This is a genomic window from Mycolicibacterium anyangense (genome assembly GCF_010731855.1).
GTDB lineage: Bacteria > Actinomycetota > Actinomycetes > Mycobacteriales > Mycobacteriaceae > Mycobacterium > Mycobacterium anyangense.
On sequence record NZ_AP022620.1, the window covers coordinates 2,101,782 to 2,126,429 of the forward strand.

Here is a 24,648-nt window from a genome sequence, read left to right on the forward strand (position 1 = left end):
TTCACGCGGTCACCGGGGCCGCCTGCTCGGCCGCCCGCACCACCGGCAACACCCCGGTGCCGACGTGCGCGATCTCCTCGATCTGCGGATAACCCGACAGCACGAACTCGCTGATGCCCAGGCGCGCGTACTCGTCGAAGAGCGCCGCGACGTCGTCGTAGCTGCCCACCGCGGCGGTACCTGCACCGTCGCGCAGCAGGCTCGGCCCGGCCCACAGGCCGGGATGGACCTCGAGGCTGCGCGCATCGAGCAGTTCCCCGGTGGTCAGCGCCGCCATCCGCCGCTGGCCTTCGGAGCCCGACTGCAGAAAGCGCTCATGCGCGGCACGAACCTGCTGGGGATCGAGGTCGGCGAGCAGTTCCTCGGCACGGGCCCAGGCCTCGTCGCGGGTAGGACGGGCCACCGTGTGCACCCGCAGGCCGTAGCGCAGGGTGCGACCGTGCCTGGCCGCCGCCGCCCGGACCTCGGCGATCTTCTCGGCGACCTGATCAGGTGTCTCACCCCAGGTGAGGTAGACGTCGGCGTGCTCGGCGGCCACCTCGATGGCCTCCGGCGAGGAGCCACCGAAATAGATGGCCGGCGCCGTGGTCACCGGGTAGGCGACGCGGGCGCTGTCCACCTGGTAGAACTCGCCGCGGAAGGAGAACTCGCCACCGCGCCACACCCCGCGCAGGATCGACAGGAACTCCCCGGTGCGCCGGTAGCGGGCGGCCTTGTCCAGATGGTCGCCGTAGCGGCGCATCTCGACGTCCTCCCCGCCGGTGACGATGTTGATGGCCAGCCGATTGCCGGTGAACCGCTGATAGGTGCTGACTTCCTGGGCGGCCAGGGTCGGCGAGAGTACCCCGGGCCGGAAGGCCACCAGGAATTTCAGCTTCTCGCTGTGCTGGGCCAGGGCCGCTGTCGCGATCCAGGAGTCCTCGCACGCCGATCCGGTGGGCGTCAGCGCAGCCTCGAAGCCCAGGTCTTCGGCCGTGCGAACCAGCTTGGTCAGATTCTCCAGCGTGGGCAGCAGATGGGACTGCGCGCGTAGCTGAAAGTTGCCCTGGTTGTCCGCGATGGTGGTGGTGTCGCCGTGGGTGGGCAGATACCAGTGGAACTTGAGATGGTCAGACATGAAATCGGTTCGGCTCCAGATCATTTCGGCGTGCGGGCACCCCGTACGAGCATGATCGGAGATCGCAGCCGTGGCGATAGTTCAAACCACGGTGATCGGAGAGGCTCGGCTAGCCGCCCTGGGTGATGTAGGCCTGCAGCTGCTGCTGCTCGGCCTGCAGTTCCTCCATCCGGTTCTTCACCACGTCGCCGATGCTGACGATGCCGACCAGCCGGCCGTTGTGCAGCACCGGCACATGACGGACCCGGTTGTTGGTCATCAGCGCCGAAAGGTCGTCGATGTGATCCTCCGGTGTGCAGGTCACCAGGGTGCTGCTCATGATGTCGCCGACCCGACGATGCAGCAGGTCAGGCCCGTGCTCGTGGAGTTGGCGCACCACGTCTCGTTCGGACACGATGCCCAGCACACCGTCGGCGCCGACGACCACCATGGCGCCGATATTGTGGGTGGCCAGCTCGGTCAGCAGACCTTTGACCGTGGTCGTTTCGGTGACCGTCGCCACCGCCGAGCCCTTGCTCCGCAAAATATCCGCGATGCGCATCGACACTCCTTTGTGATCGACCTCACATCAGGCTAAAACGTTCCTCCCCGGCGCGGATGCAAACCGAGTGTGTTGATGTTGGAGCAGGACGACTGAAGGAGAGTGCACCGTGAGCGCGGTTCCCACGACGATGCTGGGCGACGGCCTGGAGGTCAGTGCGATCGGATTCGGCGGGATGGCGCTGACTCCGATCTATGGGGAGGTCGACGACGCCGAGTCGCTGGCCACCCTGCATCACTGCGTCGACATCGGTGTCACCTTCCTCGACACCGCCAACGTCTATGGCATCGGCGCCAACGAGCAGCTGATCGGCAGGCTGCTCGCTGACCGCCGCGACGAGATCACGGTGGCGACGAAGTTCGGTATCACCGGTGACCCGACGACCGGCCAGCTGCGCGCCCGCGGTGACGCCGACTACGTACGGCAGTGCCTGGACGAGAGCCTCGCACGGCTCGGCACCGACGCCGTCGACCTGTACTACCTGCACCGGCGTGATGTGACGGTGCCGATCGAGGAAACCGTCGGCGCGATGGCCGAGCTGGTCACCGCAGGCAAGGTGCGCCACCTCGGGCTATCGGAAGTGACGGCAGAGGAGCTGCGTGCCGCCGTGGCCGTCCACCCGATCGCTGCGGTGCAGAGCGAATGGTCGTTGTGGAGTCGGGACGTGGAACGCAACGTCGTTCCCGCCGCGGTAGCGCTCGGCGTCGGTTTCGTGCCCTACTCACCCTTGGGCCGCGGCTTCTTGGCCGGGGCCTTCCGCTCGGCGGGGGACTTCTCCTCCGAATGGGACTTCCGCCGTACCATGCCGCGCTTCACCGACGGGGCATTGGACGCTAATCAGGCTGTCCTGCACGCCATTTCCGATGTCGGAGACCAGATCGGCGCCACCCCGGCCCAGGTCGCGCTGGCCTGGCTGCGCCAGCGCGCGCAGGCCTTGGGCATCGTATCGGTGCCGATCCCGGGAACGCGGCGGGCGGCGCGGGTCGACGAGAACGCCGCATCGCTGTCGATTCAGCTCACCGACGCGCAGCTCGGCGGGCTGGACGCGGCAGCCGCCGCGGTCACCGGCGACCGGTTCGCCGACCTCACCTGGGTGTCGGCCGGCCGGGAATGATCATCGCGGCGTCGTCGAACTGGGCGGCCTGACTGCTGATCCGGGTGATCTCACTCGGGCGCTTCAACAGGCCCCGCACGGCGATGACAGCGACCTGTTCGGCCACCCTGATCGCCTCGGCTTCCCGATCCCCTTCGTCGGTGTGCAGCCGGGTGCGTTTCTGCGCGCCCTCATCGAAGTTCAGCAGCAGCCCCGCCGTCTCCTGCTGATCGCAATCGATGAACTTGCCCTCGGCAATGCCGGCACCGATCAGGTCCGCCACCCAGTTCTTCAGCCGCTCGTAATCCGTCCAGAATTGGTGGAACTCGGCGCGCTGGTCGTGGGCGATGCGCTGGATCTCGTTGAAGTCGATCGGCGACAACGCCAACTGCAGGGTGTCGAACCGCAACAAGCGGTACAACTTGACCGCCGGCGAACCCGAGCCGGCCCCCACCTCGGAGATGAACGTCAGCGGCGCCCGATTGACCAGCAAAGCCTCGCCCAGCAGCTGCTCCTTGTTGCGAAACCAGTAGTACAGCGACGACTGCTGCAGACCCGCGGCCCTGGCGATGTCGCTCATCGTGGTTTGCGCATAGCCTTTTTCGGAGAACAGGCGTGTCGCAGCGTTGACGATCCCGGCGCGCGGCGAGGCCGCACCCACCGAGTCGGCATCGTTGCGGGGTCGCCCGATGGAACGAACCTGCGACCGGGGCTCCGATGTCGGCACACGGCGAATTCTACGGTCGTCACTCACCCCAGTGGGGGGACCTCGTTGTGGGCGCGCTCGACGACATCGCGGGCGGCGGCCACCACATCCCGCCACAGCTCACGCCCGAAGGCCTCCGAAGCCCGCGACGGGTACCCGGTCACCCCGTTGGTGGAGACCTGCTGGACGGGATAGCGGAACACCGTGCCAGCGGTGCGGTCCGGATCGTCGGCACCGGCCATCGCGTCGGTATCCACCAGGTCGGGGCGAACCGCGAGCATGAGCGAGGTCTCGGCGGCATTGGCGTGCCAGTCGGCGGCGTCCTCGGTGGCCCGCCGAGCGATATCGGGTGTCAGGTCCCACCACTGCATGACACCAACGCGGCGGTCCGGATGCAGCCGGCGAAACCGGTCGCAGGACAACCACAGTGGAGCCGCGTTGCCGACGTGCCCGTTGACGAACAGGATGCGCCGCACCCCGGACTCGACGCATGCCTGCGCGACCCGCACCGCTGCGTCCGCGGTGTCCTCGCCGGAGAAGGCGACGGTCCCGGCCAGCTGGGTTCCGTGAAACATGCTCGCGCCGAACGCCAGTGCGGGTAGTACCAGCGCGAGGTCACCAGCCGCGGCGTCGGCGACCGCGGTCGCCATGATGGTGTCGGTGCCGACCGGCAGATGGGGACCGTGCTGTTCGGTGGCTCCGACCGGGATCAGGGCGACCGTGTCGGGGTCCGCCGCTAGGCGTGCGGCGATCTGGACCGAGTTGAGTTCTTCCCAGCGGTGGCTGGACTCGGCCATCAGAAGAACCTCAGGTAGCGATCGGACTCCCACGACGACACGTGGGCGTTGTAGGAGTTCCACTCGGCACGTTTCTCGTCCAGGAATGAGGTGAACATGGCATCACCGAAAACGCTGCGGGCCAACGGGTCTGCGTCGAGTACCTCGATGGCTTCGCCGAGCGAGCGCGGCAACCAGGTGATGCCCCGATCCTGCAGCTCAGCCTCGGAGAGCCGGTAGAGGTTGTCCCGGTTGGGCTCTCCCGGGTCGAGCCCTTCGCGGATACCCTCCAAGCCGGCGGCCAGCATGAGAGCGGCTCCCAGATAAGGATTGTTGGCGCTGTCGGCGGCGCGGCATTCGACCCGACCGCCGCCCCTGGGAATGCGCAGCATGTTGGTGCGGTTGTTGTCCCCGTAACAGGCAAAGATCGGGGCCCAGGTCAGACCCGACATGCTGCCCTGCTTGACCAGCCGCTTGTAACTGTTGACGGTGGGGGCGATCACCGCACAGATCGCCGGGGCGTGCCGGAGCACGCCGGCGATGAACTGGTATCCGAGTTCCGAGAGACCACACCCACGGGGGTCGTCGTCGGCGGCGAACAGGTTGACACCCGCGGCGTCGGCCAGCGACATGTTGAAGTGCGCACCACTACCGGTCCGATCGGCAAAGGGTTTGGGCATCCACGACGCGAACAGTCCGTGTTTGCGGGCGATCTCACCGACCATCATCCGGAAGAACACGAAGCGGTCGGCCATCGAGACCACGTCGGTGTAGGTGAAGTCGGTCTCGAACTGGCCGTTGCCGTCCTCATGGTCGAAGGAGTAGACGTCCCAACCCAATTCGTTCATGGCGGTGACGATCTCGTCCACCACACCGAAGTTGTGCAACATGGTGCGCAGGTCGTAGCACGGCTTGTCGAGGTTGTCGTCCGGGCTGGCCGGAACCGGGCCGCCGGAACTGTCCGACAGCAGGAAGAACTCGGTCTCGATCCCCAGATTGAAGGTGTATCCGAGGGACTCGGCGTCGGAGGCGACCCGCTTGAGGATTTGCCTGCTGCACGCCTCGAATGGGGTGTCGCCGATCCACAGATCTCCGGGGAACCAGGCGATCTCGCGGTTGAACGGCATGATGATCGCTCTGCCGAGATCCGGGTGGGGCGCCACCTCGTCGTCGTTGACGTCCTGGGGTACGCCGTCGAGTGCGGCGCCGGTGAACATCTCCGAGCCGTACGCCGCCTGCCCCAGGTGCGCCAGCGGCACCATCTTCGACTTGGGCTTGCCGTGCATGTCGACGAAGCTGATCGCGGCGTACCGAACGCCTGCACTCGCCAACGTCTCGGCGACCTGATCAACCTCCGCGTGTTGCGGGTGGCCGTTGCGCGTGCTGGTCATGTGATTCCTTTCAGCGGTCGACGCAATGTCGGCGGCGGTGGAACTCCGACCGTAACGGCGGACTGTTGCCGGGGTGTTTCGGCGCAGTGAATGACCTATTGAAAATAAAGAATAACCTTCGAGATCTAGCAGCACTTTATCGCCGACCTGACGCCGATCATGTTTCAATAACGCATTGAAAAGACCGGATGGTGACGCCGGCGGGACGACACCGGCCGCGACAGCCGAGGCCGGTTACCGGCCCTGACCGCCGCGGCACGGTAGGAATGACGCATGATCGACATCACGCTGCTCGGCACCGGAAGCCCCATGGTCGACCCGAACCGGGCGGGCCCGTCCACCTTGGTCAAGGCCGGCAATGCGGTGTTCCTGGTGGACTGCGGACGGGGTGTACTGATGCGGGCCGCCGCCGCGGGCGTGGGCGCCGCCAACATCACCGCACTGCTGCTCACCCACCTGCACAGCGACCACATCACCGACCTGTCGGACATCATCACCACCCGGTGGGTCACCACGTTCGTCGCGACCCCGCTGCCGATCATCGGCCCGCCCGGAACCAAGGCCGTCGTCGAGGCGACGCTGGCGGCGCTGGCGCCCGACATCTCCTACCGCATCGGCCACCACGCCGATATCACCGAGCCGCCGTCAATCCAGGTGCACGAGTACACCGAAGGTCAGGTGTGGGATACCGACGGGGTACGCATCACCGTGGCGCCCACCGACCATCGTCCGGTGGAACCGACCATCGCCTTCCGCATCGAACATGACGGCACGTCGGTGGTATTGGCCGGCGACACGGTTCCCTGCGCCAGCCTCGACGAGTTGGCAAGCGGGGCAGGCGCGTTGGTGCACACCGTGATCCGCGCCGACCTGGTGCAGCAGCTGCCGGTCCAGCGGATCCGCGACATCCTCGACTATCACTCGTCGGTGGAACAGGCCGCCGCGACGGCGGCGCGCGCCGGGGTGGGCACACTCGTCCTCACCCACTACGTGCCGCCGCTGGTACCCGGGCAAGAGGATCAGTGGCGCGCCCTGGCCGCAGGCGAATTCAGCGGAACCGTGGAGATTGGCGACGACCTGCACCGCGTGTCGGTCGGCTAGATCTTTCCCGCCGGCGGGAACCAACACCGAAGTGTGGCCGACTAATGCGCCGTGACGACGACGGAGACTTCGAATCGACCGAAACGGCGTAGTGACGCCGCGGTGCTGCGCCGGATCTGGCGGCTGCACTTCTGGGTGGGGCTGTTCGCAGCGCCGGTCCTGGTAGTGCTGGCCTGCACCGGGCTGGTGATCCTCTACAGCCAGCCGCTCGACGCCGCACTGAACCGACATTTGTTCATCGTCGAGCAGGGGCCGCAGACCATCCCGCTCGATCAACAGGTGGCCACCGCCAAACAGCATGTCGGTTCCGACTTCTCGCTCGAAGCGGTCACCCCGCCGGACAACGGCCGCGGATCTACTCGGGTGGACTTCCTGGCCCCCAACACCGCCGGCTACCCGCAGGCCGAGACCAACGTGGTCCAGGTGTTCGTGAACCCCTACACCGGCGCCTACCTCGGTCAGCGCGATCAGCTGTCCGGCCTGGTCGGATGGGCCAACCAACTGCACCGGATGTTCGGCAACGACGGCCCGCATGTGCAGTTGCCGTCGTTGGGCCATCTGATCAACCCGTCGGCCTACCCCAACTCCACCATCCCGGTCGGGGTGGGCAATCTGTGGATCGAACTGACCGCCACCTGGATTCTGGTGTTGCTGGCCACCGGTATCTACCTGTGGTGGCCGCGGGCCATCGAGGCCGCCAAACCGCTGGTCAAAGTCCGGTGGCGCAAGGGCGGCCGGATCCGGTGGCGTGACGTCCATGCGCTGACCGGTGTGGTGATCGCGGTCATCCTGATCTGCTACATCGTCTCCGGAATGACCTGGACCCGCTACTGGGGCGAGAACTGGCGCACGGTCGTTGCCACCGTCACTCCATCCACCACGATCGACGCCCCGTCCACCGCGGCCACACTCGGCGACTACGACCGGCTGGGCCGGCGGATCGCCTGGGCCGCCACCGACGATCCGGTCTATGCATCGCAACCTGGCGGGACCGTCCCGGCGCGGCTGTCCTATGCCGACATCGACAAGATCGCCAAGGACGAGCACATGCTGCCCGGCTACGCGATCTTCCCGCCGTCGGACTCCACCACGGACGGCAAGACCGTCTACGGCAGCTACACGGTGGTCAACCGCTGGCCGCAGCGGGTCTCCGAACAGCGCACGCTGTACCTCAACCAGTTCACCGGAGCGACCATCACCAACGCCACCGCCGCCCAGGACGGCGCCCTGTCGCGGCTCACCAGTTTCGGGATCGCCATGCACATGGGTAACCAAATGGGTTGGCTCACCAGGATTTCAGCGACCGTCGCCTGCCTCGGCGTGCTGACCAGCGTGCTGACTGGACTGCTCATGTGGTGGAAGCGACGGCCGAAGGGCGGCACCGGTCTGCCCGCCCCGGTGAGCGAAGCCACCCGTGCCAACACGCCACGGGGCGCGATGACGGCGGCGACGATCGTTGCCGTCACCCTCGGTGTGCTCTACCCAGTGTTCGGGGTGTCCCTGCTGGTCGTCCTCGTGGTCGAGGCCGTCATCGCCGTGCGGCGTTCCCGGCAGCCGAAAGCCCCTGCGCCAGAGGACAGCACGGTTGACGACAACGAGGTGCCGGTCGGCGAACTCACGCCAGGCGGGTGATCTCCACCACGACGTCCAGATCGGTCGAGCCCTCGCCGGAGTAGATGCCCTTCAGCGGTGACACATCCGCATAGTCCCGACCGACACCGACACTGATGTACTGCTCGTTGATGTCGGTGTCGTTGGTGGGGTCGTAATTCCACCAGCTGCCCGTCCAGGCCTGGATCCAGGCGTGGCTCTGGCCGTCGACGGTGTCCCCGATGGCCGCCTTGCGGTTGGGATGCAGGTAGCCGGACACGTATCGAGCCGGAATCCCCATGCCGCGCAGCAGGATCAGGGTCAGGTGGGCGAAGTCCTGGCAGACACCCTTGCCTTCACGCAGCGCATCAAGGCCCGAGGAGTGCACACCGGTGGTGCCGGGCACGTACTTGAGTTCGCTGTGCGCCCACCTGGCCGCCGCCACCACGGCGTCGTTGGGCTCGTTCTCCTTCATGATGCGCCTGCCCACCCGCTCCAGCCGACGGCTGGCCGGGGTGTAGTGCGTCGGGGTGAGTACCTCGTCAAACCGGTCGCGGACCGCCTCGGAAGCCAGCTCCTCCCACGAGACCGACTCCTCCGGCGGTTCGCCCTTGTCGGTCTCGACCACCGAGGAGGACGTGACCTCCAGTTCGGTGTGCGGGGCGTGCAGGTCGAAAGCCGTTACGGCCGTTCCCCAATAGTCGACGTAGCGGTAGTTGCGGGTCGCGGGGATGGTCTCGACCCGGTTGAGGATCACGTTCTGCCGGGAGTCCGACCGAGGGGTGAGCCGGGCCTCGTTGTAGGAGGCGGTCACCGGGGACTTGTAGGCATAACCCGTCGCGTGCACCACGCGCATCCGCCACATTTAAATCTCACCTTCCTCGACGACCAACGCCCCGTTTCGCCCGGCATCCGACCACGCCACCCAGGGCGCGGAGTGGAAGTACTGCAGGGCCACGGCTTCTCCGACCTCCGCACAGGTCGTCTGCAGCGCGGCCAGCCGCTGTTCCAACGACTCCAGCAGTACACCGGGCCGGATGAACTCCAACTCACTGCGGGCACGACCCAGTAGGCGCTGCGCCTCGGCGGTGGCGCCGACCCGGTTGTGGGCGCGGTGCATCAGCTCGTCGAGGCTGTGCTCGGCGAGCTTGAGCGAATAGAAGATCGACCGCGGGAAAAGCCGGTCCAGCAACATGAATTCGACCACCCGGTTGGCGTCGAGCACGCCACGGTAGGTCCGCAGATAGGTGTCATGGGCACCGGCCGAACGCAGCACCGTGACCCACGCCGGTGACGAGGCGCTGTCACCGACGCGGGACAGCAGCAGCCGCACCGTCATGTCCACTCGTTCGATCGCCCGGCCCAGCACCAGGAACCGGTAACCGTCGTCGCGGGACAGCGTCGAGTCGGCCAGGCCGGCGAACATGGCCGCCCGCCCCTCGATGAACGCGAAGAACTCGTGCGGGCCGAGGCGTCGGGCGGCACGCTCTCGCTCGGCCAGGGCGTTGTAGGTGGTGTTCAGGCACTCCCACATGTCGGTGGAGGTGACTTCCCTTGCCGAGCGGGCGTTTTCACGTGCCGCGGAGATGGCGTCGACGATCGAGCAGCCGCTAGGCAGGCCGCGACTGAACGCCACCAGGTCGGTCAGCGACCACAGGTCGAGCTGGTGCTTGGGCGGTTCGATCCCCAGCACCTGCAGCAGTACCCGCGACGTCTGGTCGGGGTCGACGCTGGAATCCTCGAGCAGGGTGTGCACGGTGACATCGAGGATCCGGGCGGTGTCGTCGGCGCGCTCGACATAGCGCCCGATCCAGTACAGCGCCTCGGCGTTACGGGCGAGCATCAGTGCATCACTCCCTGCTGCTGTTGCTGCTGTTGGCTCTGTTGTTGCTGGCCGGATTGCTCGGGCGATTTCTCCGTCGCCGGCGCCTTGGCCGTCTTGGTCACCTTGCGCACGATCTCCGCGCCCACCAGTTCGCGCGCCGCCACCGACGTCCGCGACGCCAGGACCCAGGTGTCTTTGGAACCACCGCCCTGGCTGGAGTTCACCACCAGTGAGCCTTCGGGAAGCGCCACGCGGGTCAGCCCGCCCGGCAGCACCCAGACGTCCTCACCGTCGTTGACGGCGAACGGCCGCAGGTCGACATGGCGGGGCGCCAGGGTGTCCCCGACCTTGGTCGGTACCGTCGAGAGCTGAACCACCGGCTGGGCGATCCAGCCGCGGGGATCGGAAATGACTTTCTTGCGAATGGTGGCCAGTTCCTTCTCAGAGGCCTCCGGCCCGAAGACGATGCCGTACCCGCCGGAGCCCTCGACCGGTTTGATCACCAGCTCGTCGATGCGGTCGAGGACCTCCTCGCGCTCGTTGTCCAGCCAGCACCGGTAGGTGTCGACGTTGGCCAGCAGCGGCTTCTCCCCGAGGTAGTACTCGATGATGGTCGGCACGTAGGTGTAGACCAGCTTGTCGTCGCCGACCCCGTTGCCCACGGCGCTGGAGATGACGACGTTGCCCGCCCGGGCGGCGTTGAGCAGGCCCGCGACCCCGAGCACCGAGTCGGGCCGAAACTGCATCGGGTCCAGGAAGTCGTCGTCGATGCGGCGGTAGATCACGTCGACCTGCCGCTCCCCCTCGGTGGTGCGCATGTAGACGGTGTTGTCGCGGCAGAACAGGTCACGGCCCTCGACCAGTTCGACGCCCATCTGGCGGGCCAGCAGCGAGTGCTCGAAGTAGGCGGAGTTGAACGGGCCGGGGGTGAGCACGACGACCGTGGGGTCGGCCTCGTTGGTGGCGGCGGCGTTGCGCAGTGCCCGCAGCAGGTGCGAGGAGTAGTCACCGACGGCCCGCACCCGGTGGGTGGCGAACAGGTTCGGGAAGACCCGGGCCATGGTCCGCCGGTTCTCCATCACGTACGAGACGCCCGACGGTGAGCGCAGATTGTCCTCGAGCACCCGGAAGGTGCCCTGGGCGTCGCGGACCAGGTCGATGCCGGCGACGTGGATGCGCACGCCGTTGGGCGGGTTGATCCCGGCGGCCTGCCGGTGGAAGTGCTCGCACGACGTGACCAGCCGGCGCGGAATCACCCCGTCGCGCAGGATCTCCTGATCGCCGTAGATGTCGTCGAGGTACATCTCGAGGGCTTTGACCCGCTGGGTGATGCCGCGTTCGAGCCGCGACCATTCAGCGGCCGAGATGACCCGCGGCACCAGGTCCAGCGGGAAGGGCCGCTCCTGGCCGGACAGCGAGAAGGTGATGCCCTGGTCGATGAAGGCGCGGCCCAGGGCCTCGGCCCGGGCTTCGAGCTCCTCGTCATCGGACGGGGCGAGCTCGGCGAAGATGCCCTTATAGGGTCCCCGCACATTGCCCTGCGCGTCGAACATCTCGTCGAACGCCTTCGCATACGAGCCCATCTTGTTGTAACCACCGAAGATGTGGTCGTGATGGCGCGGCTGGCGAGAACCGTTGCGCGACGAGCGGCTGGATTCGGAGGGCAGGGTGCGAAGGCTCACCCGTCACATGCTGCACCAAGTTGGCCATTTCGGCAGGCCACTGCAGTCCCTTTTGGGCGATTGTGCCCCACACTGGTACCCTGAACAGTCGCTGCCCGAGGGCCCGACCGGCCCCGGCAAGACTGACAACCCCAGCTTGAGAACGAAGAGGATATTCACGCGTGGCTAACATCAAGTCGCAGGAGAAGCGGATCCGCACCAACGAGCGCCGCCGCCAGCGGAACAAGTCGGTGAAGAGCTCGCTCCACACGGCTGTCCGCGCATTCCGCTCGGCCGCTGCCGAAGGCGACAAGGACAAGGCCGGCGAGCTGCTGCTGTCGACCAGCCGCAAGCTGGACAAGGCCGCCAGCAAGGGCGTGATCCACAAGAACCAGGCCGCCAACAAGAAGTCGGCGCTCGCCCAGGCCTTCAACAAGATCTGATTCGACGGTAACTCAGCACTGACCCGACCTCGGGTCAGTCGCCGTCAGTCCCGGCCGCTTCCCGCGGCCAGGTGCGCCACCTTGCGCACCGCATCTTCCAACACATAGTCGGCGTCGGCTGCTACGCCCTTGACGTCGGCGTTCAACGCCGCCACCAGGCGGATCGCGGTGGCGATCCGGTCCCGTGACCAGCGCCGGGATTGTTTCTGCGCCTTCTGGATGCGCCACGGCGGCATACCGAGTTCGGAGGCCAGCCGGTAGGGGTCACCCGTGAGCGGGCCGACCCTGGCGATGGTGTGGACGGCCTCGGCCAGGGCGTCCGCCAGTACGACGTGCGGCATACCGCGCAGCATGGCCCAGCGCAGGGCCTCGGTGGATCCGGCGATGTCACCGGTGACCGCCTTGTCGGCGATGTCAAAGCCGGAGACCTCCGCTTTACCGCTGTGATACCGCCGCACCGCCGCGACGTCCACCTGTCCCCCGGTGTCGGCGACCAACTGTGAGCACGCCGAGGCCAATTCCCGGATATCGGAGCCGACTGCGTCGAGCAGGGCCGCCAGTGTGTCGTCGTCGACCTTCACCTTCAGCGCACGGAACTCGGCGCGCACGAAATCCGAGCGCTCGGCGGCCTTGGTGATCTTGGCGCAGGAATGGACCTGGGCGCCCAGCTTCTTGAGCTGATCGGCCAGCGCCTTGGCCCGACCACCACCGGTGTGCACGACGACCAGCACGGTGCCGGGCGGCAGATCGGCGGCCGCCGACCCGATCAGGTCGACGGCCTCCTTGCCAGCCTCGGCGGCCGATTCCAGGACCACGACACGCTCGTCGGCGAACAGTGACGGACTGAGCAGTTCGGCCAGTTCATTGGTGGACACCTCACCGGCACGCATCCGGTTGACCGGGATGTCGTCGGTACCCGCGGCAGCGCGTGCGGCTCGCAGCACCTGGCTGATGGCGCGGTCGACCAGCAACTCCTCATCGCCCAGGATCAGATGCAGGCCGGCCACCGTCGCGCTCACGCCCCGATCGTTTCATGCCGGCCCGACAGTGCCGAATCACCACCGCCGGATCACCACCGCCGGATCCACCACCACAAGCCCGCACCGGCGGCCGTGACCCCACCGACGGTCGCGGCCCCGGCCGGTCCGGAGGGCACCGAGAGCGCCGCACCGGGCAGCGCGTCGGCCCAGTGCGCGACGTGCAGCAGCCACCACAGTTCCGGCCCGGTGAACCGGATCAGCAGGCCGGCTCCCGGCGGCCACAGCGGGCATAGGGCCGCGGCGGCGGTCCCGAGCACAGTGATGGGCGGAATAGCCACGGCGACAGCCAGATTCGCCAGCACCGCGACCAGACTGAAGCGCCCGGAGATCGCCGCCACCAACGGTGCGGTGACCAGCTGAGCCGCCAGCGCGATACTCACCGCGTCAGCCAGCGGGACCGGCCAGCCGCGAGCGACCAGCCGGGCCGACCACACCGGGGCCAGGATCACCAGCGCTGCCGTCGCCGACACCGATAGCGCGAATCCGACGTCGACCGCCAACTGCGGGGCGAACACGAGCAGCGCCAGCACAGCCGCTGACAGGGCGGGGATCGCCTGGCGGCGGCGCCCGCACAGCACCGCCAGCAGTGCCAGTGCACCCATCACCGCGGCGCGCAACACGCTGGCCCCGGGTTGGACCACCACGACGAATGCCGCCAGCGCCACTGCGGCCAGCGCGACCGCCGGCCGCGGGCCGATCCAGCGGGCACACCATAGGACGGTGCCGCACACGATCGTCACGTTGGCACCGGAAACCGCGGTCAGATGGGTCAGCCCGGCTGTGCGGAACTCGGCGGTAGTGGTAGTGGTGATCGACGACGTATCACCAAGGACGAGCCCGGGCAGAATCGCCGCTTGGTCGACGGGCAGCACCTTGCGTGCCGCCGCGGCGAAGCGGGAGCGCACCACCTGTGCGGCGCGCTGGATCCGCGAAGCGTCGCCGAAAACGGGTTCGCCGCTGACGTTCAGGACCGCGACGGTCAGGTCCCGGCGACTGGGCCTGCTGATCCGGGCCCGGAACCGTACCGGCTGACCAGCCGACAACTCCGCAAACCCGAGCACCGGGGCGAAAACCACTACCCTGCCCGATGATTCGGTGATGTCGAGCAGCTCGATGTTGGCCGGGAACATCAGCCTTCCATTGCCCAGCGACCGGGGGCTCTCGGTGAGGGTCACGGTCAGCGAGGAGGTGGTGCCGAATTGATGGCTGAGCGGATGCTCGCGCACCGCGTCGCTGCGCAACGCCACCGCGGCCGCGAACCCGGCACCGAGCACAGCGGTGCCCGCCACCGCGGCTGCCGAGATTCCGATCACCGTGCCGCCGCGGCGCCACCCCGTCACCGCCGCGATGATGGCCACCACCAGGCATCCGGCCGCGAGCGGGATGCCCACCGGCCAGAGGATGCCGGCAGCGGTCACCGCCCAGGCCGCGAGCGCGGCAGGAACCAATCGCACGTCCAGTCTGGTGACCGCCTCGGCGTCCACGCGATCAGACCTTGACCAGGCTCCGCAGCTTCTCCAGCCGCGCGGTGCCGATGCCGTCGACCTCGCCGAGTTGGTCGACGCTGGTGAACTTTCCGTTGGTCTCCCGCCACGCGACGATCGCCGCGGCGGTCACCGGCCCGACGCCGGGAAGGGCGTCGAGCTGGTCGGCGGTGGCCGTGTTGAGGTCCACCGGCGCCGATGGTGCCGGACCGGCGGGCGTGGCCCCACCGGCGGCCGTGGCCGGCGTCGCGGGCGCCCCGCCACTCACCGAGCTACCCAACGCGGCAGGCTGGCCGGCCGGCATCGTGATCCCGACGACCACCTGTTCACCGTCGGTGAGGTGGCGGGCCATGTTGAGGCCGAGCAGGTCTGCGCCCGCCAGCGCGCCGCCTGCCGCCGAGACGGCGTCGGCGATGCGCGCGTCAGGAGCCAATGTGACCAGCCCGGGTTTGGTGACCAGTCCCACGACACTGACCACCACGGGGTGGTCGGCGGCGGCCGAGGCGCGGGGGGCGGCCGAGGACACCATCTCCACCGGCGGGAGCTTCGCCGACATCACCGGAGTGCTGTCGTCGCGCATCAGCGTGACGACCGTGACGAGCACGGCGATCAGCGCCACGAGCCCCATGGCCACGGCACCGGACCGGCCGGGATCGGCCCGGATGGCGGCCAGCATCCGCTGGCCGCGTTGCGGCCGGCCGGCCGGAATCCAGCTGGGCAACTCCCCGGCCTCGTCGTCGGTGTCCTGGTCCGCATCGGCGTCCCGGTCGGCCACCCCCAGACGGCGATGCAGGCTGGTCGCCGGTGATTCAGATCCCATGCCGTGACGGTAGGGCCGGCCCCCGACCGGACCGGGCCGCCGCCAGGGCCGACTGCGGCCGGCTGTGGATGAATCCCAGAGTGTGCACAACGTCCGCCACCCATGGTGTACAAAGCGACGAGAGTGTCTACTGACGTCCCAGGAGGTTGCCCGATGACCGCACCCGCCGACCGGCCGATCCGGGTGATCCAGTGGACCACCGGCAACATCGGCCGCCGGTCACTGCACGCCATCATCGGCCGTCCGGATATGGAACTGGTGGGGGTGTATGCGCACGGCGCCGACAAGGTCGGCGTGGACGCCGCCGAACTGTCCGGCTGGCCGGAACCGACCGGCATCACGGCCACTAACGACATCGACGCGCTGCTGGCCGCCAAGCCGGATGCCTGCTGCTACAACCCACTGTGGCCCAGCGTCAACGAACTGGTGCGGCTCCTGGAAGCCGGGGTAAACGTGTGCGCATCGGCCGCCTGGATCACCGGCGGCAAGCAGACTCCCGAGGACCTCGATCGCATCCAGAAGGCCTGCGAAAAGGGCGAGTCGACCATCTTCGGCAGCGGGGCGCACCCGGGGATGACCAACATGGTGGGGATGGTGCTCTCCGGCGCGTGTGAGCGGGTCGACGAGATCCGCATCACCGAATCGGTGGACTGCTCGACCTACGAATCCGCGGGCACCCAGACCGCCATGGGCTTCGGCTGCGACCCCGACACCCCGGGCCTGGCCGAGAGCGTGCGGCGCGAGAGCGAAGTGTTCGCCGAGTCGGCGGCCATGATGGCCGACGCGATCGGCGCCGACCTGGATCGGATGACGTTCGACGTGACCTTCACCCCGGCCACCGGCGACTCCGACCTGGGATTCATGACCATCCCGGAGGGCACCGTGGGCGGGGTGCACGGGTACCACCGTGGCTGGGTGGGCGACCGCAATGTGGTCAGCGTCGGATTCAACTGGATCATGGGCAGCCATGTCACACCGCCCAAGCCGCTCGAACACGGGCACGTCATCCAGGTGTTCGGGGTGCCCAACATGCGCACGGTGCTGCACTGTCTGCCGCCCAAGGGCTGGCCGGAGGACGGTTTCATGGGGCTGGGGATGATCTACACGGCGATGCCGGTGACCAATGCGGTGCCCGCGGTGGTTGCCGCCCGACCGGGTATCGTGACGCTGGCCGACCTGCCGCCGGTGACCGGGCGCTTCGCCGCCAGCTGAGGCTCAGAGACGCGGTTCGTCCACGGCGGCAACAACTCCCACCGCACCGCTGCCCACGTGCACACCCAGCACCGGGCCGAGGTCGGAGATGACGGCAGGCCCGCATCCGGGTAACGCCGCAGCAAGCGTCGCGGCGATGTCGGCCGCGACATCCGGGTTTTCGATGTGATGCACAGCCAGCCGGGCCCGCCGCTCCCCCACCACTGAGAGCACCTGTTCGACCATCGCGGCGATGGCCTTGGACGCGGTTCGCACCCGGGCGGCGAGGACCAGCTGGCCGTTGTCGTCGATGCGCAACAGAGGTTTGAGCGACAGCGCGGTGCCCAGCCAGGAGGCCGCGGTGCCGATCCGGCCGCTACGGCGCAGGTTGTCCAGCCGATGCACCACGATGAAGCCGTGCACTCGTCCGGCCGTCGACTCCGCCTGGGCCGCAACGGCTTCGAGATCCGACCCGGAGCGCGCCGCGCCGGCTGCGGCCAGTGCGACGAATCCGGTGCCCATGGCCGCCGACTTGGAGTCCACGACCCGCACCGCGCCACCGAACTCACCGGCGGCGTACTCGGCAGCGCCCAGTGTGCTCGACAGCGCCCCGGAAAGGTGCACGGCCACCACGCCGTCGCCATTGCTGTCGTGCAGCGCACGGCGGTAGGCCACAGCCAGTTCCGCAGGTGTGGCGCCCGCGGTGGACACCTGCCCGCGGTGGTAGAGGTCGGCGGGAATCGCGTCGACGCCATCGCGCAGGTCCTGTCCGTCGACCAGGATATGCAGCGGCACAACGTGAATCCCGGACTCCGCGACGCCCTCGGCCGCCAGCCCGGCCGAGGAGTCTGTCACCACGACGACGGCCATGGTTCAGTCGAGCGGATTCTCGGGTGGCACACCCGCGAGCGCGAGCGCCTTGAGCATCAGTTCGGCGACCGCCTGGTGTGCCTCGAAGTTCCAGTGGATGCCATCCGGATTGCCTCGCCCGGCCAGCACCTCGTCGGCCACCGCCTCTTTGAGGTCCACCAGCGGGATGTGGTGTTCGTCGGCCCATTCGGTGATGGCCGAGACAGTGCCGCTGCGCCCGTGGTGGGCGTGGCCGTAGGTGTCGGCGGTGTGCACCGACGGCAGCGAGGCGACAACCGGTATCCCCGGGCGGTTGAAGTCGATTGCAGCCCGGGTCATTTCGAGATATTCGACAGTCAGGTGTGGAGGCAGCGCGGAACGCGAGATCGGCGACAGCCGGGGCTGCGCCCAACCGTACCCATCGCGCACCCAGCGGCGCAGGCTCGCGGGGCGCACATACCGGATGAGTTCACGCAACGCCGTCGGCAGCGGCGAGGGAAGCGAATCCATGCCGCTGGTCGCAAAGATCACCGCGCCGGCGCGCGGCAGTGCGGCCCAGGCGCGCGGATCCTGGGTGGCCGCCCACCAGACGTCACGCGAGGTCCACCCGATGCGCCCGATCAGCTCCAGATCCCAATCCAGATGGCGGGCAACGATAGTGGGCCAGATCCGGGGGTCGTCGGCGGGAAGCCCGCCCTGCGGTCCGTAGTAGGACAGCGAATCGCAGAACACCAGCAGGGTCCGGCGGGCTGGGTCAGAGGACATCGTTGGCCACCTGGGCCGAGGCATTCCACACGTCGAGCCGCCAGCGGATGTCGGCGAACGGCGCCCCCTCGGGGCTGTGCCCGGACAGCTGCGCCCAACTGGCATTGCCCATGCCGCCGAGCACCGGCCAGCTGTCCACCGGGAGGTCCAGCAGGGCCGCGCACAACGCCGCGATCAGTCCGCCGTGGGCCACCAGAACCACCGGCCTGTCCGGCTCGTCGCGTCCCCACTCTGGTTCAGCCGCAACCAGTTCGGCTACCAACGGCACACTGCGATCGGCCACGTCGATGCGGCTCTCGCCGCCGTGCGGGGCCCATGCGGCATCGTCACGCCAGGCGATCCGGGCACCCGGGGCGGCAGCGTCGACCTCGTGGTGGGTCAGGCCCTGCCAGTCACCGAGATGGGTTTCCCGCAGCCGGGTGTCGACATGCACCGGCAGCGCGGTGCGCTCGTGCAGCGCCACCGCGGTGTCGTAGGCGCGGCGCAGATCCGAGGACACGATCAGCAACGGCTGACGTTTGGCCAGTACCTCGGCAGCCGCCACTGCCTGGGCCCGACCCAGATCGGTCAGATCGGTGTCGAGTTGGCCCTGCATCCGGCTGCCCGCGTTGTACTCGGTCTGGCCGTGCCGCAGCATGACCAGCCTGCGGATCCTCACGGCACCTCGTCGACGTCGAGATCGACCTCGATCAAGGGGCAGTCGCGCCACAACCGGTCCAGCGCATAGAAGTTGCGCTCATCGGTGTGCTGGATGTGCACCACGATGTCGACGTAGTCCAGCAGCACCCACCGGCCTTCCCGGGTGCCTTCCCGGCGGGCGGGCTTGTGACCGGCCAGCCGCATCTTCTCTTCGACCTCGTCGACGATGGCACCGACCTGACGGTCATTGGCCGCCGAGGCGATCACGAAGCAGTCGGTGATGACGAGCTGGCCCGAGACGTCGATGACGACGACGTCCTGCGCCAGTTTGGACGCCGCGGCCCTGGCCGCGATCGTGGCCATCTCGATGGCTTCGGCGGATGCTGTCACGTGTTTTCCTCCTGGAGTGTCGCGGCAGCCCTCGTCCCCACCCCGCCCTGGTTGGTGTACAGGCCGCGTTTGGCGACGTACTGCACCACACCGTCGGGAACCAGGTACCAGATCGGCCTGCCCTTGGCGGCGCGGGACCGGCAATCGGTGGACGAGATGGCCAGCGCCGGCACCTCGACCAGGTTCAGCGCCTCCTCGGGCAGCTGGTCGAAGGCGGCGACGATGTGCTGCCCGTTGAGTTCGTAACCGGGCCTGCTGACCCCGATGAACCTGGCCAGGGCGAACAGTTCCGCCCAGTTCTGCCAGGACAGGATCGAGGCCAGCGCGTCGGCGCCGGTGATGAAGTACAGATCGGCGTCGGGGTTCAGGTCGCGCAAGTCGCGCAGTGTGTCGTTGGTGTAGGTAGGGCCGCCCCGGTCGATGTCCACTCGACTCACCGAGAACCGCGGGTTGGAGGCGGTGGCGATCACCGTCATCAGATAGCGGTCCTCGGCCGGGGTGACATCGCGGGATTTCTGCCACGGTTGCCCGGTGGGGACGAAGACCACTTCGTCGAGTTCGAAGAGGTCGGCGACCTCGCTGGCGGCAACCAGGTGGCCGTTGTGGACGGGATCGAACGTCCCACCCATCACGCCCACCCTGCGCCGGCCAGTAGAAACCACGATTGACCAGCTTACTGGCAGCCCGTCGGGGCTCAGACCGGCAGCAGCTGGTCGATCACCGAGGCCAGCTGTTTGGCCGACCGGCATTCGTGCATGGTGATGACGTCGGAGTAGCGCGGTACCGCCGAGTCGCCGCTCCCCCACAGGTGACGGGGCTCGGGATTGAGCCAGTGCGCGTGCCTGCTGGCGTTGACCATTCGGGCCAAGACGTCGGCAGCGGGGTTGCGGTAGTTGGTGCGGGCGTCCCCCAGCACCAGCAGCGAGCTGCGGGGGGAGAGCACGTTGTGGAAGTTCTCGGCGAACGAGACGAACGCGTTGCCGTAGTCGGAATGCCCGTCGCGGGTGTAGACCCCGGCCTCGCGGGTGATCCGCTGAATCGCGACCGCGAGGTCGGCATCGGGACCGAACAGGTGGGTCACCTCGTCGGTGGTGTCGATGAAGGCAAAGACGCGCACCCGGGAGAACTGCTGGCGCAGCGCGTGCACCAGCAGCAAGGTGAAGTGGCTGAACCCGGCCACCGAGCCGGAGACGTCACAGAGCACCACCAGTTCGGGGCGGGCCGGGCGCGGCTTGCGCAACACCACGTCGATCGGCACGCCGCCGGTGGACATCGACTTGCGCAGCGTCTTGCGGAGGTCGATCTGCCCGGCCCGGTGCCGACGCCGCTTGGCGGCCAGCCGGGTGGCCAGCATCCGCGCCAGCGGTTGGACGGTCTTGCGCATCTGGCCCAACTGCTCACCGGAGGCGCGCAGGAACTCCACGTTCTCGGCGAGCTGCGGGATGCCGTACATCTGAACGTGATCGCGGCCGAGCTGCTCGGCCGTGCGCCGCTTGGTCTCACTCTCCACCAGCCGGCGCAACTGCTGAATCTTCTGGGCGGCAAGCGCTTTGGCGATCTGCTCCTGAGTGGGGCTCGGGTCGTCGCCGTGCGGCGCGAGCAGCCCGGCCAGCAACCGGCCCTCCAGCTCATCGAGCCCCATGGCCTTGAGCGCCTGATACGACGAGTAGGACGGGCCGCGGCTGGAGGTGTAGCGCCCGTAGGCTTCGACGATCTGGGCGATCATCGCCACCAGACGATCGTCCATATCGCCGATGTCCGGGTTGTCGGCGAGTAGGTCGAGCAGCATGCCGCGCATGGCCTCGACGTCCTCGGGGGGCAGGCCCTCGGGGGTGGGATCGTCGGAGTCCTCGTCGGCCAGAACGGTTCGCCCGCCGAGCGCGGCCGGCCACCACAGGTCGAACAGCGCGTCATAGGTCTGCCGGTGGTCGGCGCGGCGCAGCACGGCACAGGCCAGTCCTTCACGCAGTGCCTGCCGGTCCCCGAGGCCGAGCACGGTGAGCACCCGGCCGGCGTCGACAGTCTCCGACGGCCCGACCGAGATCCCCTGGGCGCGAAGCGCTTCGACGAAGCCGACGAGATGGCCGGGCAGGCCATGCGGGGCCAGCGGCTGTGGGGGGCGCACCCTGCGGACGGCCATCTGTGGACTCCTAGTTCAGCCGAAGCTCGCCAGCCGCACGCTGCTGATCGGACTGGTGCTTGAGCACCACACCGAGGGTGGCGGCGATGGTGGCGTCGTCGATGGTGTCCATCCCCAGCGCCAGGATGGTCCGGCCCCAGTCGATGGTCTCGGCGACCGACGGCAGCTTCTTGAGCTGCATCCCGCGCAGCACTCCGATGATGCGAACCAGTTCGGCGGCAAGCGATTCCGGCAGTTCGGGCACCCGGGACAGCAGGATGCGCCGCTCCAGATCGGGATCGGGGAAGTCGATGTGCAGGAACAGGCAGCGCCGTTTGAGCGCCTCGGACAGCTCGCGGGTGGCGTTGGAGGTCAGCACCACGAACGGGGTCCGGGACGCGGTGATGGTGCCCAGTTCGGGAACGGTCACCGCGAAGTCGGAGAGCACCTCGAGCAGTAGGCCTTCGATCTCGATGTCCGCCTTGTCGGTCTCGTCGATCAGCAGCACGGTGGGCTCGGTGCGCCGGATCGCGGTCAGCAGCGGGCGCGACAGCAGGAATTCCTCACTGAAGATGTCGGACTTGGCCTGGTCCCAGTCACTGCCGTCGCCCGAGCCGGCCTGCATCCGCAGGATCTGCTTGGCGTGGTTCCACTCGTAGAGGGCGCGGGCCTCGTCGACGCCCTCGTAGCACTGCAGGCGCACCAGTCCGGCTCCCGTGCACTGCGCGACGGCGCGAGCCAGTTCGGTCTTGCCTACCCCGGCGGGACCTTCGACCAGCAGCGGCTTACCGAGCCGGTCGGCGAGAAACACCGCGGTGGCCGTGGCGGTATCGGGCAGATAGCCGGTCTCGGCCAGCCGCCTGGAGACGTCGTCGATGTCGGCGAACAGCGGTGCCGGGCGGGCCGGGGTTTCAGTCACGGATGCTCCTGTCGGGATCAGGCAGGTCGGGTGTGGCCGTCTCCCCAGACGATCCACTTGGTCGATGTCAATTCCGGCAGACCCATCGGGCCGCGGGCGTGCAGCTTCTGGGTGGAGATGCCGATCTCGGCGCCGAAACCGAACTGCTCACCGTCGGTGAAGGCGGTCGACGCGTTGACCATCACCGCGGCCGCATCCACCTGTTCGGTGAAGCGTTGCGCCGCTGCGAGATTGGTGGTGACGATGGCCTCGGTGTGGCCGGTGCCGTAGGTGTTGATGTGCTCGATCGCGGCGTCGAGGCCGTCGACGACGGCGACGGCGATGTCCATCGACAGGAACTCCGCGCGCAGCTCGTCCTCGCTGGGGTTGTCGTGCACGGTGACCCCGGCCTGCTGCAGCGCGCCGAGCAGTCTCGGCCTTGCGGTCTCGGCGATGCCGGCGTCGATCAGCAGTGTCTCGGCGGCGTTGCAGACGCTGGGGCGCCGTGTCTTGGCGTTGAGGATGATGCGCTCGGCGACGTCGAGGTCGGCCGCGGCGTGCACGTAGACGTGACAGTTGCCGACACCGGTCTCGATGGTGGGCACCGTGGCATCACGCACGACAGCGTCGATCAGGCCGGCGCCGCCACGCGGGATCACCACGTCGACCAGACCACGGGCCTGGATCAGGTGGGTGACGCTGGTGCGGTCGACGCTGGGCAGCAGTTGGACCGCGTCCTCGGCAAGGCCTTCACCGGCGAGTGCGCCGCGCAGCACGGCGACGAGTTCAGCGTTGGAGTTGGCCGCCGAGGAGCTGCCGCGCAGGAGTACGGCATTGCCGGATTTCAGCGTCAGCCCGAAGGCGTCGACGGTGACGTTGGGGCGCCCTTCGTAGACGATGCCGATCACACCGAGAGGCACGCGCTGCTGGCGCAGCTGCAGGCCGTTGGGCAGGGTGCGGCCGCGCAGGACCTCGCCGATCGGGTCGGGCAGGCCCGCGACCTGGCGCAGGCCGGCGGCGATGCCGTCGATGCGCTGCGGGTTGAGCGCCAGCCGGTCCAGCATGGCCTCGGGTGTGCCGGACGCGCGGGCGGCGTCGAGATCCTCGGCGTTCGCGGCGATGATCTGATGGGTGTGGGCCAGTACCGCGTCAGCCGCGGCGTGCAGGGCCCGGTCCTTGACCGTGGTCGTCAGAGATCCCAGGGTGCGCGCGGCGACGCGGGCCCGCCGGGCCGCTTCATGCACCTGTTCGCGAACACCGGGAACCGACGGTGCGTCGACACTCATCGGTCCAGCGTATCGGTCTACCGACCAACCGGCAGGTGGGGGCCGGTTCACCCAGTTAACGTGAGGGTGTGACACGGGTGTGCGTCGTCGGCAGTGTGAACGTCGATCAGTTCTTCACAGTGGCGTCGCTGCCAGGGGCCGGCGAGACGATTCTGGCCAGCTCGGTACGCACCGAACCCGGAGGCAAGGGAGGCAACCAGGCCGTAGCGGCAGCGCGCGCGGGTGCGTCCGTTCAGTTCGTGGGGGCGGTCGGTACCGATCCGGCCGGTGCCCAACTGCGCGCCCATCTCGGCGCCAACGGCGTCGGGCTCGACGGGCTGGAGGAGTTGTCGGCTCCCAGTGGGAGCGCGGTGATCCTGGTCGGTGCCGACGGCGACAACCTGATCGTCGTCGCGCCGGGCGCCAACGGGCACCTGACGCTCAGTTCGCCAGCGGCCCGAACGGCCATCGCGAAGAGCGAGGTTGTGCTGATCCAATTGGAGATCCCGCTGGCCACCGCCCTGGCAGCCGCGCGGGAGGCTCGGGCGGCCGGCGCGACCGTCATCGTCAACGCATCCCCGGTGAGCACCGATCCTGTGCTTGCCGACCTGGCGTCGCTGACCGATGTCGTCGTCGTCAACGACACCGAGGAGCCGCACTGGATCTGGCCGACCCCGCATCGGGTGGTGACCCATGGAGCGCGTGGCGCGAGCTATCGCGGCCCACACGGTTCGTTCGAGGTGCCCACTCCCGAGGTCGAGGCGATCGACACCACCGGCGCCGGAGATGTGTTCGCCGGAGTGCTCGCCGCCGATTGGGCGACCGGTATCGATCGTGCCCTGCGGCGGGCTTGCGCGGCCGGTGCACTGGCGACGCTGGTCCCCGGCGCCGGTGATTGCGCGCCGGCCGAAGATGCCATCGACGACGCGCTCACCCGATGACGG

At 68.3% G+C, this 24,648-nt stretch carries 25 protein-coding genes; 6 read left to right on the forward strand and 19 right to left on the reverse strand.

All coding sequences use genetic code 11. The annotated features are described in order from the left end of the window. Position 1: 1 nt before the first annotated feature. Together G6N35_RS09950 and G6N35_RS09955 are read right to left on the reverse strand one after the other, a co-directional pair. Complete coding sequence (locus tag G6N35_RS09950) at positions 2-1,117, reverse strand: LLM class flavin-dependent oxidoreductase (protein WP_163804106.1); 1,116 nt, start codon at positions 1,115-1,117, stop codon at positions 2-4. Positions 1,118-1,226: 109 nt separating this feature from the next. Continuing rightward, a complete protein-coding gene (locus tag G6N35_RS09955) occupies positions 1,227-1,658 on the reverse strand; it encodes a CBS domain-containing protein (protein WP_163804107.1) in 432 nt (143 codons plus the stop codon). A 109-nt stretch (positions 1,659-1,767) separates the two neighbouring features. Between G6N35_RS09955 and G6N35_RS09960 the strand changes: the two genes are divergently transcribed. Further along, positions 1,768-2,772, forward strand: coding sequence for an aldo/keto reductase (locus G6N35_RS09960; protein WP_246224265.1), 1,005 nt, complete (start codon positions 1,768-1,770; stop codon positions 2,770-2,772). On the opposite strand, the gene G6N35_RS09965 is transcribed toward G6N35_RS09960, so the two are convergent. From G6N35_RS09965 to glnT, 3 genes are read right to left on the reverse strand one after another with little or no spacing between them, the layout of a single operon-like run. Further along, positions 2,744-3,478, reverse strand: coding sequence for a TetR/AcrR family transcriptional regulator (locus G6N35_RS09965; protein ID WP_246224266.1), 735 nt, complete (start codon positions 3,476-3,478; stop codon positions 2,744-2,746). The two genes, G6N35_RS09960 and G6N35_RS09965, sit on opposite strands and share 29 nt — an antisense overlap. Before the next feature lie 23 nt (positions 3,479-3,501). Beyond that, the gene (locus G6N35_RS09970) at positions 3,502-4,254 is read right to left on the reverse strand and encodes a creatininase family protein (protein ID WP_163804108.1); all 753 of its coding nucleotides are present in this window, start codon (positions 4,252-4,254) and stop codon (positions 3,502-3,504) included. Next, positions 4,254-5,624 (reverse strand): type III glutamate--ammonia ligase, encoded by a 1,371-nt coding sequence (gene glnT, locus G6N35_RS09975; protein WP_163804109.1) that lies wholly within the window; start codon positions 5,622-5,624, stop codon positions 4,254-4,256. Before glnT ends, G6N35_RS09970 begins: the two co-directional genes overlap by 1 nt. A gap of 273 nt (positions 5,625-5,897) precedes the next feature. Between glnT and G6N35_RS09980 the strand changes: the two genes are divergently transcribed. Together G6N35_RS09980 and G6N35_RS09985 are read left to right on the forward strand one after the other, a co-directional pair. Beyond that, on the forward strand, positions 5,898-6,725 hold the full coding sequence (locus G6N35_RS09980; protein ID WP_163804110.1) for a ribonuclease Z: 828 nt from the start codon (positions 5,898-5,900) through the stop codon (positions 6,723-6,725). A gap of 102 nt (positions 6,726-6,827) precedes the next feature. Next, positions 6,828-8,357 carry a PepSY-associated TM helix domain-containing protein gene (locus G6N35_RS09985; RefSeq protein WP_246224267.1) on the forward strand — a complete coding sequence of 510 codons (1,530 nt, stop codon included), beginning with the start codon at positions 6,828-6,830 and terminating at the stop codon, positions 8,355-8,357. On the opposite strand, the gene G6N35_RS09990 is transcribed toward G6N35_RS09985, so the two are convergent. From G6N35_RS09990 to G6N35_RS10000, 3 genes are read right to left on the reverse strand one after another with little or no spacing between them, the layout of a single operon-like run. Further along, on the reverse strand, positions 8,341-9,180 hold the full coding sequence (locus tag G6N35_RS09990) for a transglutaminase family protein (RefSeq protein ID WP_163804112.1): 840 nt from the start codon (positions 9,178-9,180) through the stop codon (positions 8,341-8,343). The genes G6N35_RS09985 and G6N35_RS09990 overlap by 17 nt on opposite strands. Next, entirely contained in the window at positions 9,181-10,158 is a 978-nt protein-coding gene (locus G6N35_RS09995) for an alpha-E domain-containing protein (RefSeq protein ID WP_163804113.1), read from the reverse strand. Beyond that, positions 10,158-11,723: a circularly permuted type 2 ATP-grasp protein gene (locus G6N35_RS10000; RefSeq protein WP_407664613.1), complete on the reverse strand. Its 1,566-nt coding sequence runs from the start codon at positions 11,721-11,723 to the stop codon at positions 10,158-10,160. The genes G6N35_RS09995 and G6N35_RS10000 overlap by 1 nt, the downstream gene beginning before the upstream one ends. Positions 11,724-11,983: 260 nt before the next feature. Between G6N35_RS10000 and rpsT the strand changes: the two genes are divergently transcribed. After that, positions 11,984-12,244, forward strand: coding sequence for a 30S ribosomal protein S20 (gene rpsT, locus G6N35_RS10005; protein ID WP_163804114.1), 261 nt, complete (start codon positions 11,984-11,986; stop codon positions 12,242-12,244). 44 nt (positions 12,245-12,288) lie between these two features. Here the strand turns inward: rpsT and holA are convergent, their stop codons facing one another. The 3 genes from holA to G6N35_RS10020 are packed head-to-tail and all read right to left on the reverse strand — an operon-like array spanning position 12,289 to position 15,588. Beyond that, positions 12,289-13,263 carry a DNA polymerase III subunit delta gene (gene holA, locus G6N35_RS10010; RefSeq protein WP_163804115.1) on the reverse strand — a complete coding sequence of 325 codons (975 nt, stop codon included), beginning with the start codon at positions 13,261-13,263 and terminating at the stop codon, positions 12,289-12,291. 50 nt (positions 13,264-13,313) lie between these two features. Then, a complete protein-coding gene (locus G6N35_RS10015) occupies positions 13,314-14,738 on the reverse strand; it encodes a ComEC/Rec2 family competence protein (protein WP_163807588.1) in 1,425 nt (474 codons plus the stop codon). Between the two features lie 34 nt (positions 14,739-14,772). Next, positions 14,773-15,588 (reverse strand): ComEA family DNA-binding protein, encoded by an 816-nt coding sequence (locus tag G6N35_RS10020; RefSeq protein ID WP_163804116.1) that lies wholly within the window; start codon positions 15,586-15,588, stop codon positions 14,773-14,775. Between the two features lie 153 nt (positions 15,589-15,741). Here G6N35_RS10020 and G6N35_RS10025 point away from each other — a divergent pair, with 153 nt between their 5' ends. Then, on the forward strand, positions 15,742-16,800 hold the full coding sequence (locus G6N35_RS10025) for an NAD(P)H-dependent amine dehydrogenase family protein (RefSeq protein WP_163804117.1): 1,059 nt from the start codon (positions 15,742-15,744) through the stop codon (positions 16,798-16,800). Positions 16,801-16,803: 3 nt separating this feature from the next. On the opposite strand, the gene G6N35_RS10030 is transcribed toward G6N35_RS10025, so the two are convergent. The 8 genes from G6N35_RS10030 to G6N35_RS10065 are packed head-to-tail and all read right to left on the reverse strand — an operon-like array spanning position 16,804 to position 23,725. Continuing rightward, a complete protein-coding gene (locus G6N35_RS10030) occupies positions 16,804-17,649 on the reverse strand; it encodes a DegV family protein (protein WP_163804118.1) in 846 nt (281 codons plus the stop codon). 3 nt (positions 17,650-17,652) lie between these two features. After that, positions 17,653-18,393 (reverse strand): diglucosylglycerate octanoyltransferase, encoded by a 741-nt coding sequence (octT, locus tag G6N35_RS10035; RefSeq protein WP_163804119.1) that lies wholly within the window; start codon positions 18,391-18,393, stop codon positions 17,653-17,655. After that, positions 18,383-19,051 (reverse strand): glucosyl-3-phosphoglycerate phosphatase, encoded by a 669-nt coding sequence (gene gpgP, locus G6N35_RS10040; protein WP_163804120.1) that lies wholly within the window; start codon positions 19,049-19,051, stop codon positions 18,383-18,385. Before gpgP ends, octT begins: the two co-directional genes overlap by 11 nt. Further along, entirely contained in the window at positions 19,048-19,422 is a 375-nt protein-coding gene (rsfS, locus tag G6N35_RS10045; protein WP_163804121.1) for a ribosome silencing factor, read from the reverse strand. The genes gpgP and rsfS overlap by 4 nt, the downstream gene beginning before the upstream one ends. After that, the gene (gene nadD, locus G6N35_RS10050; RefSeq protein ID WP_407664539.1) at positions 19,419-20,171 is read right to left on the reverse strand and encodes a nicotinate-nucleotide adenylyltransferase; all 753 of its coding nucleotides are present in this window, start codon (positions 20,169-20,171) and stop codon (positions 19,419-19,421) included. Before nadD ends, rsfS begins: the two co-directional genes overlap by 4 nt. Next, the gene (locus tag G6N35_RS10055) at positions 20,117-21,562 is read right to left on the reverse strand and encodes a vWA domain-containing protein (protein WP_163804123.1); all 1,446 of its coding nucleotides are present in this window, start codon (positions 21,560-21,562) and stop codon (positions 20,117-20,119) included. The genes nadD and G6N35_RS10055 overlap by 55 nt, the downstream gene beginning before the upstream one ends. A gap of 10 nt (positions 21,563-21,572) precedes the next feature. After that, positions 21,573-22,460, reverse strand: coding sequence for an AAA family ATPase (locus G6N35_RS10060; protein WP_163804124.1), 888 nt, complete (start codon positions 22,458-22,460; stop codon positions 21,573-21,575). Between the two features lie 17 nt (positions 22,461-22,477). Beyond that, positions 22,478-23,725 (reverse strand): glutamate-5-semialdehyde dehydrogenase, encoded by a 1,248-nt coding sequence (locus tag G6N35_RS10065; RefSeq protein ID WP_163804125.1) that lies wholly within the window; start codon positions 23,723-23,725, stop codon positions 22,478-22,480. Between the two features lie 68 nt (positions 23,726-23,793). Here G6N35_RS10065 and G6N35_RS10070 point away from each other — a divergent pair, with 68 nt between their 5' ends. Further along, the gene (locus tag G6N35_RS10070) at positions 23,794-24,645 is read left to right on the forward strand and encodes a ribokinase (protein ID WP_163804126.1); all 852 of its coding nucleotides are present in this window, start codon (positions 23,794-23,796) and stop codon (positions 24,643-24,645) included. Positions 24,646-24,648: the final 3 nt, after the last annotated feature.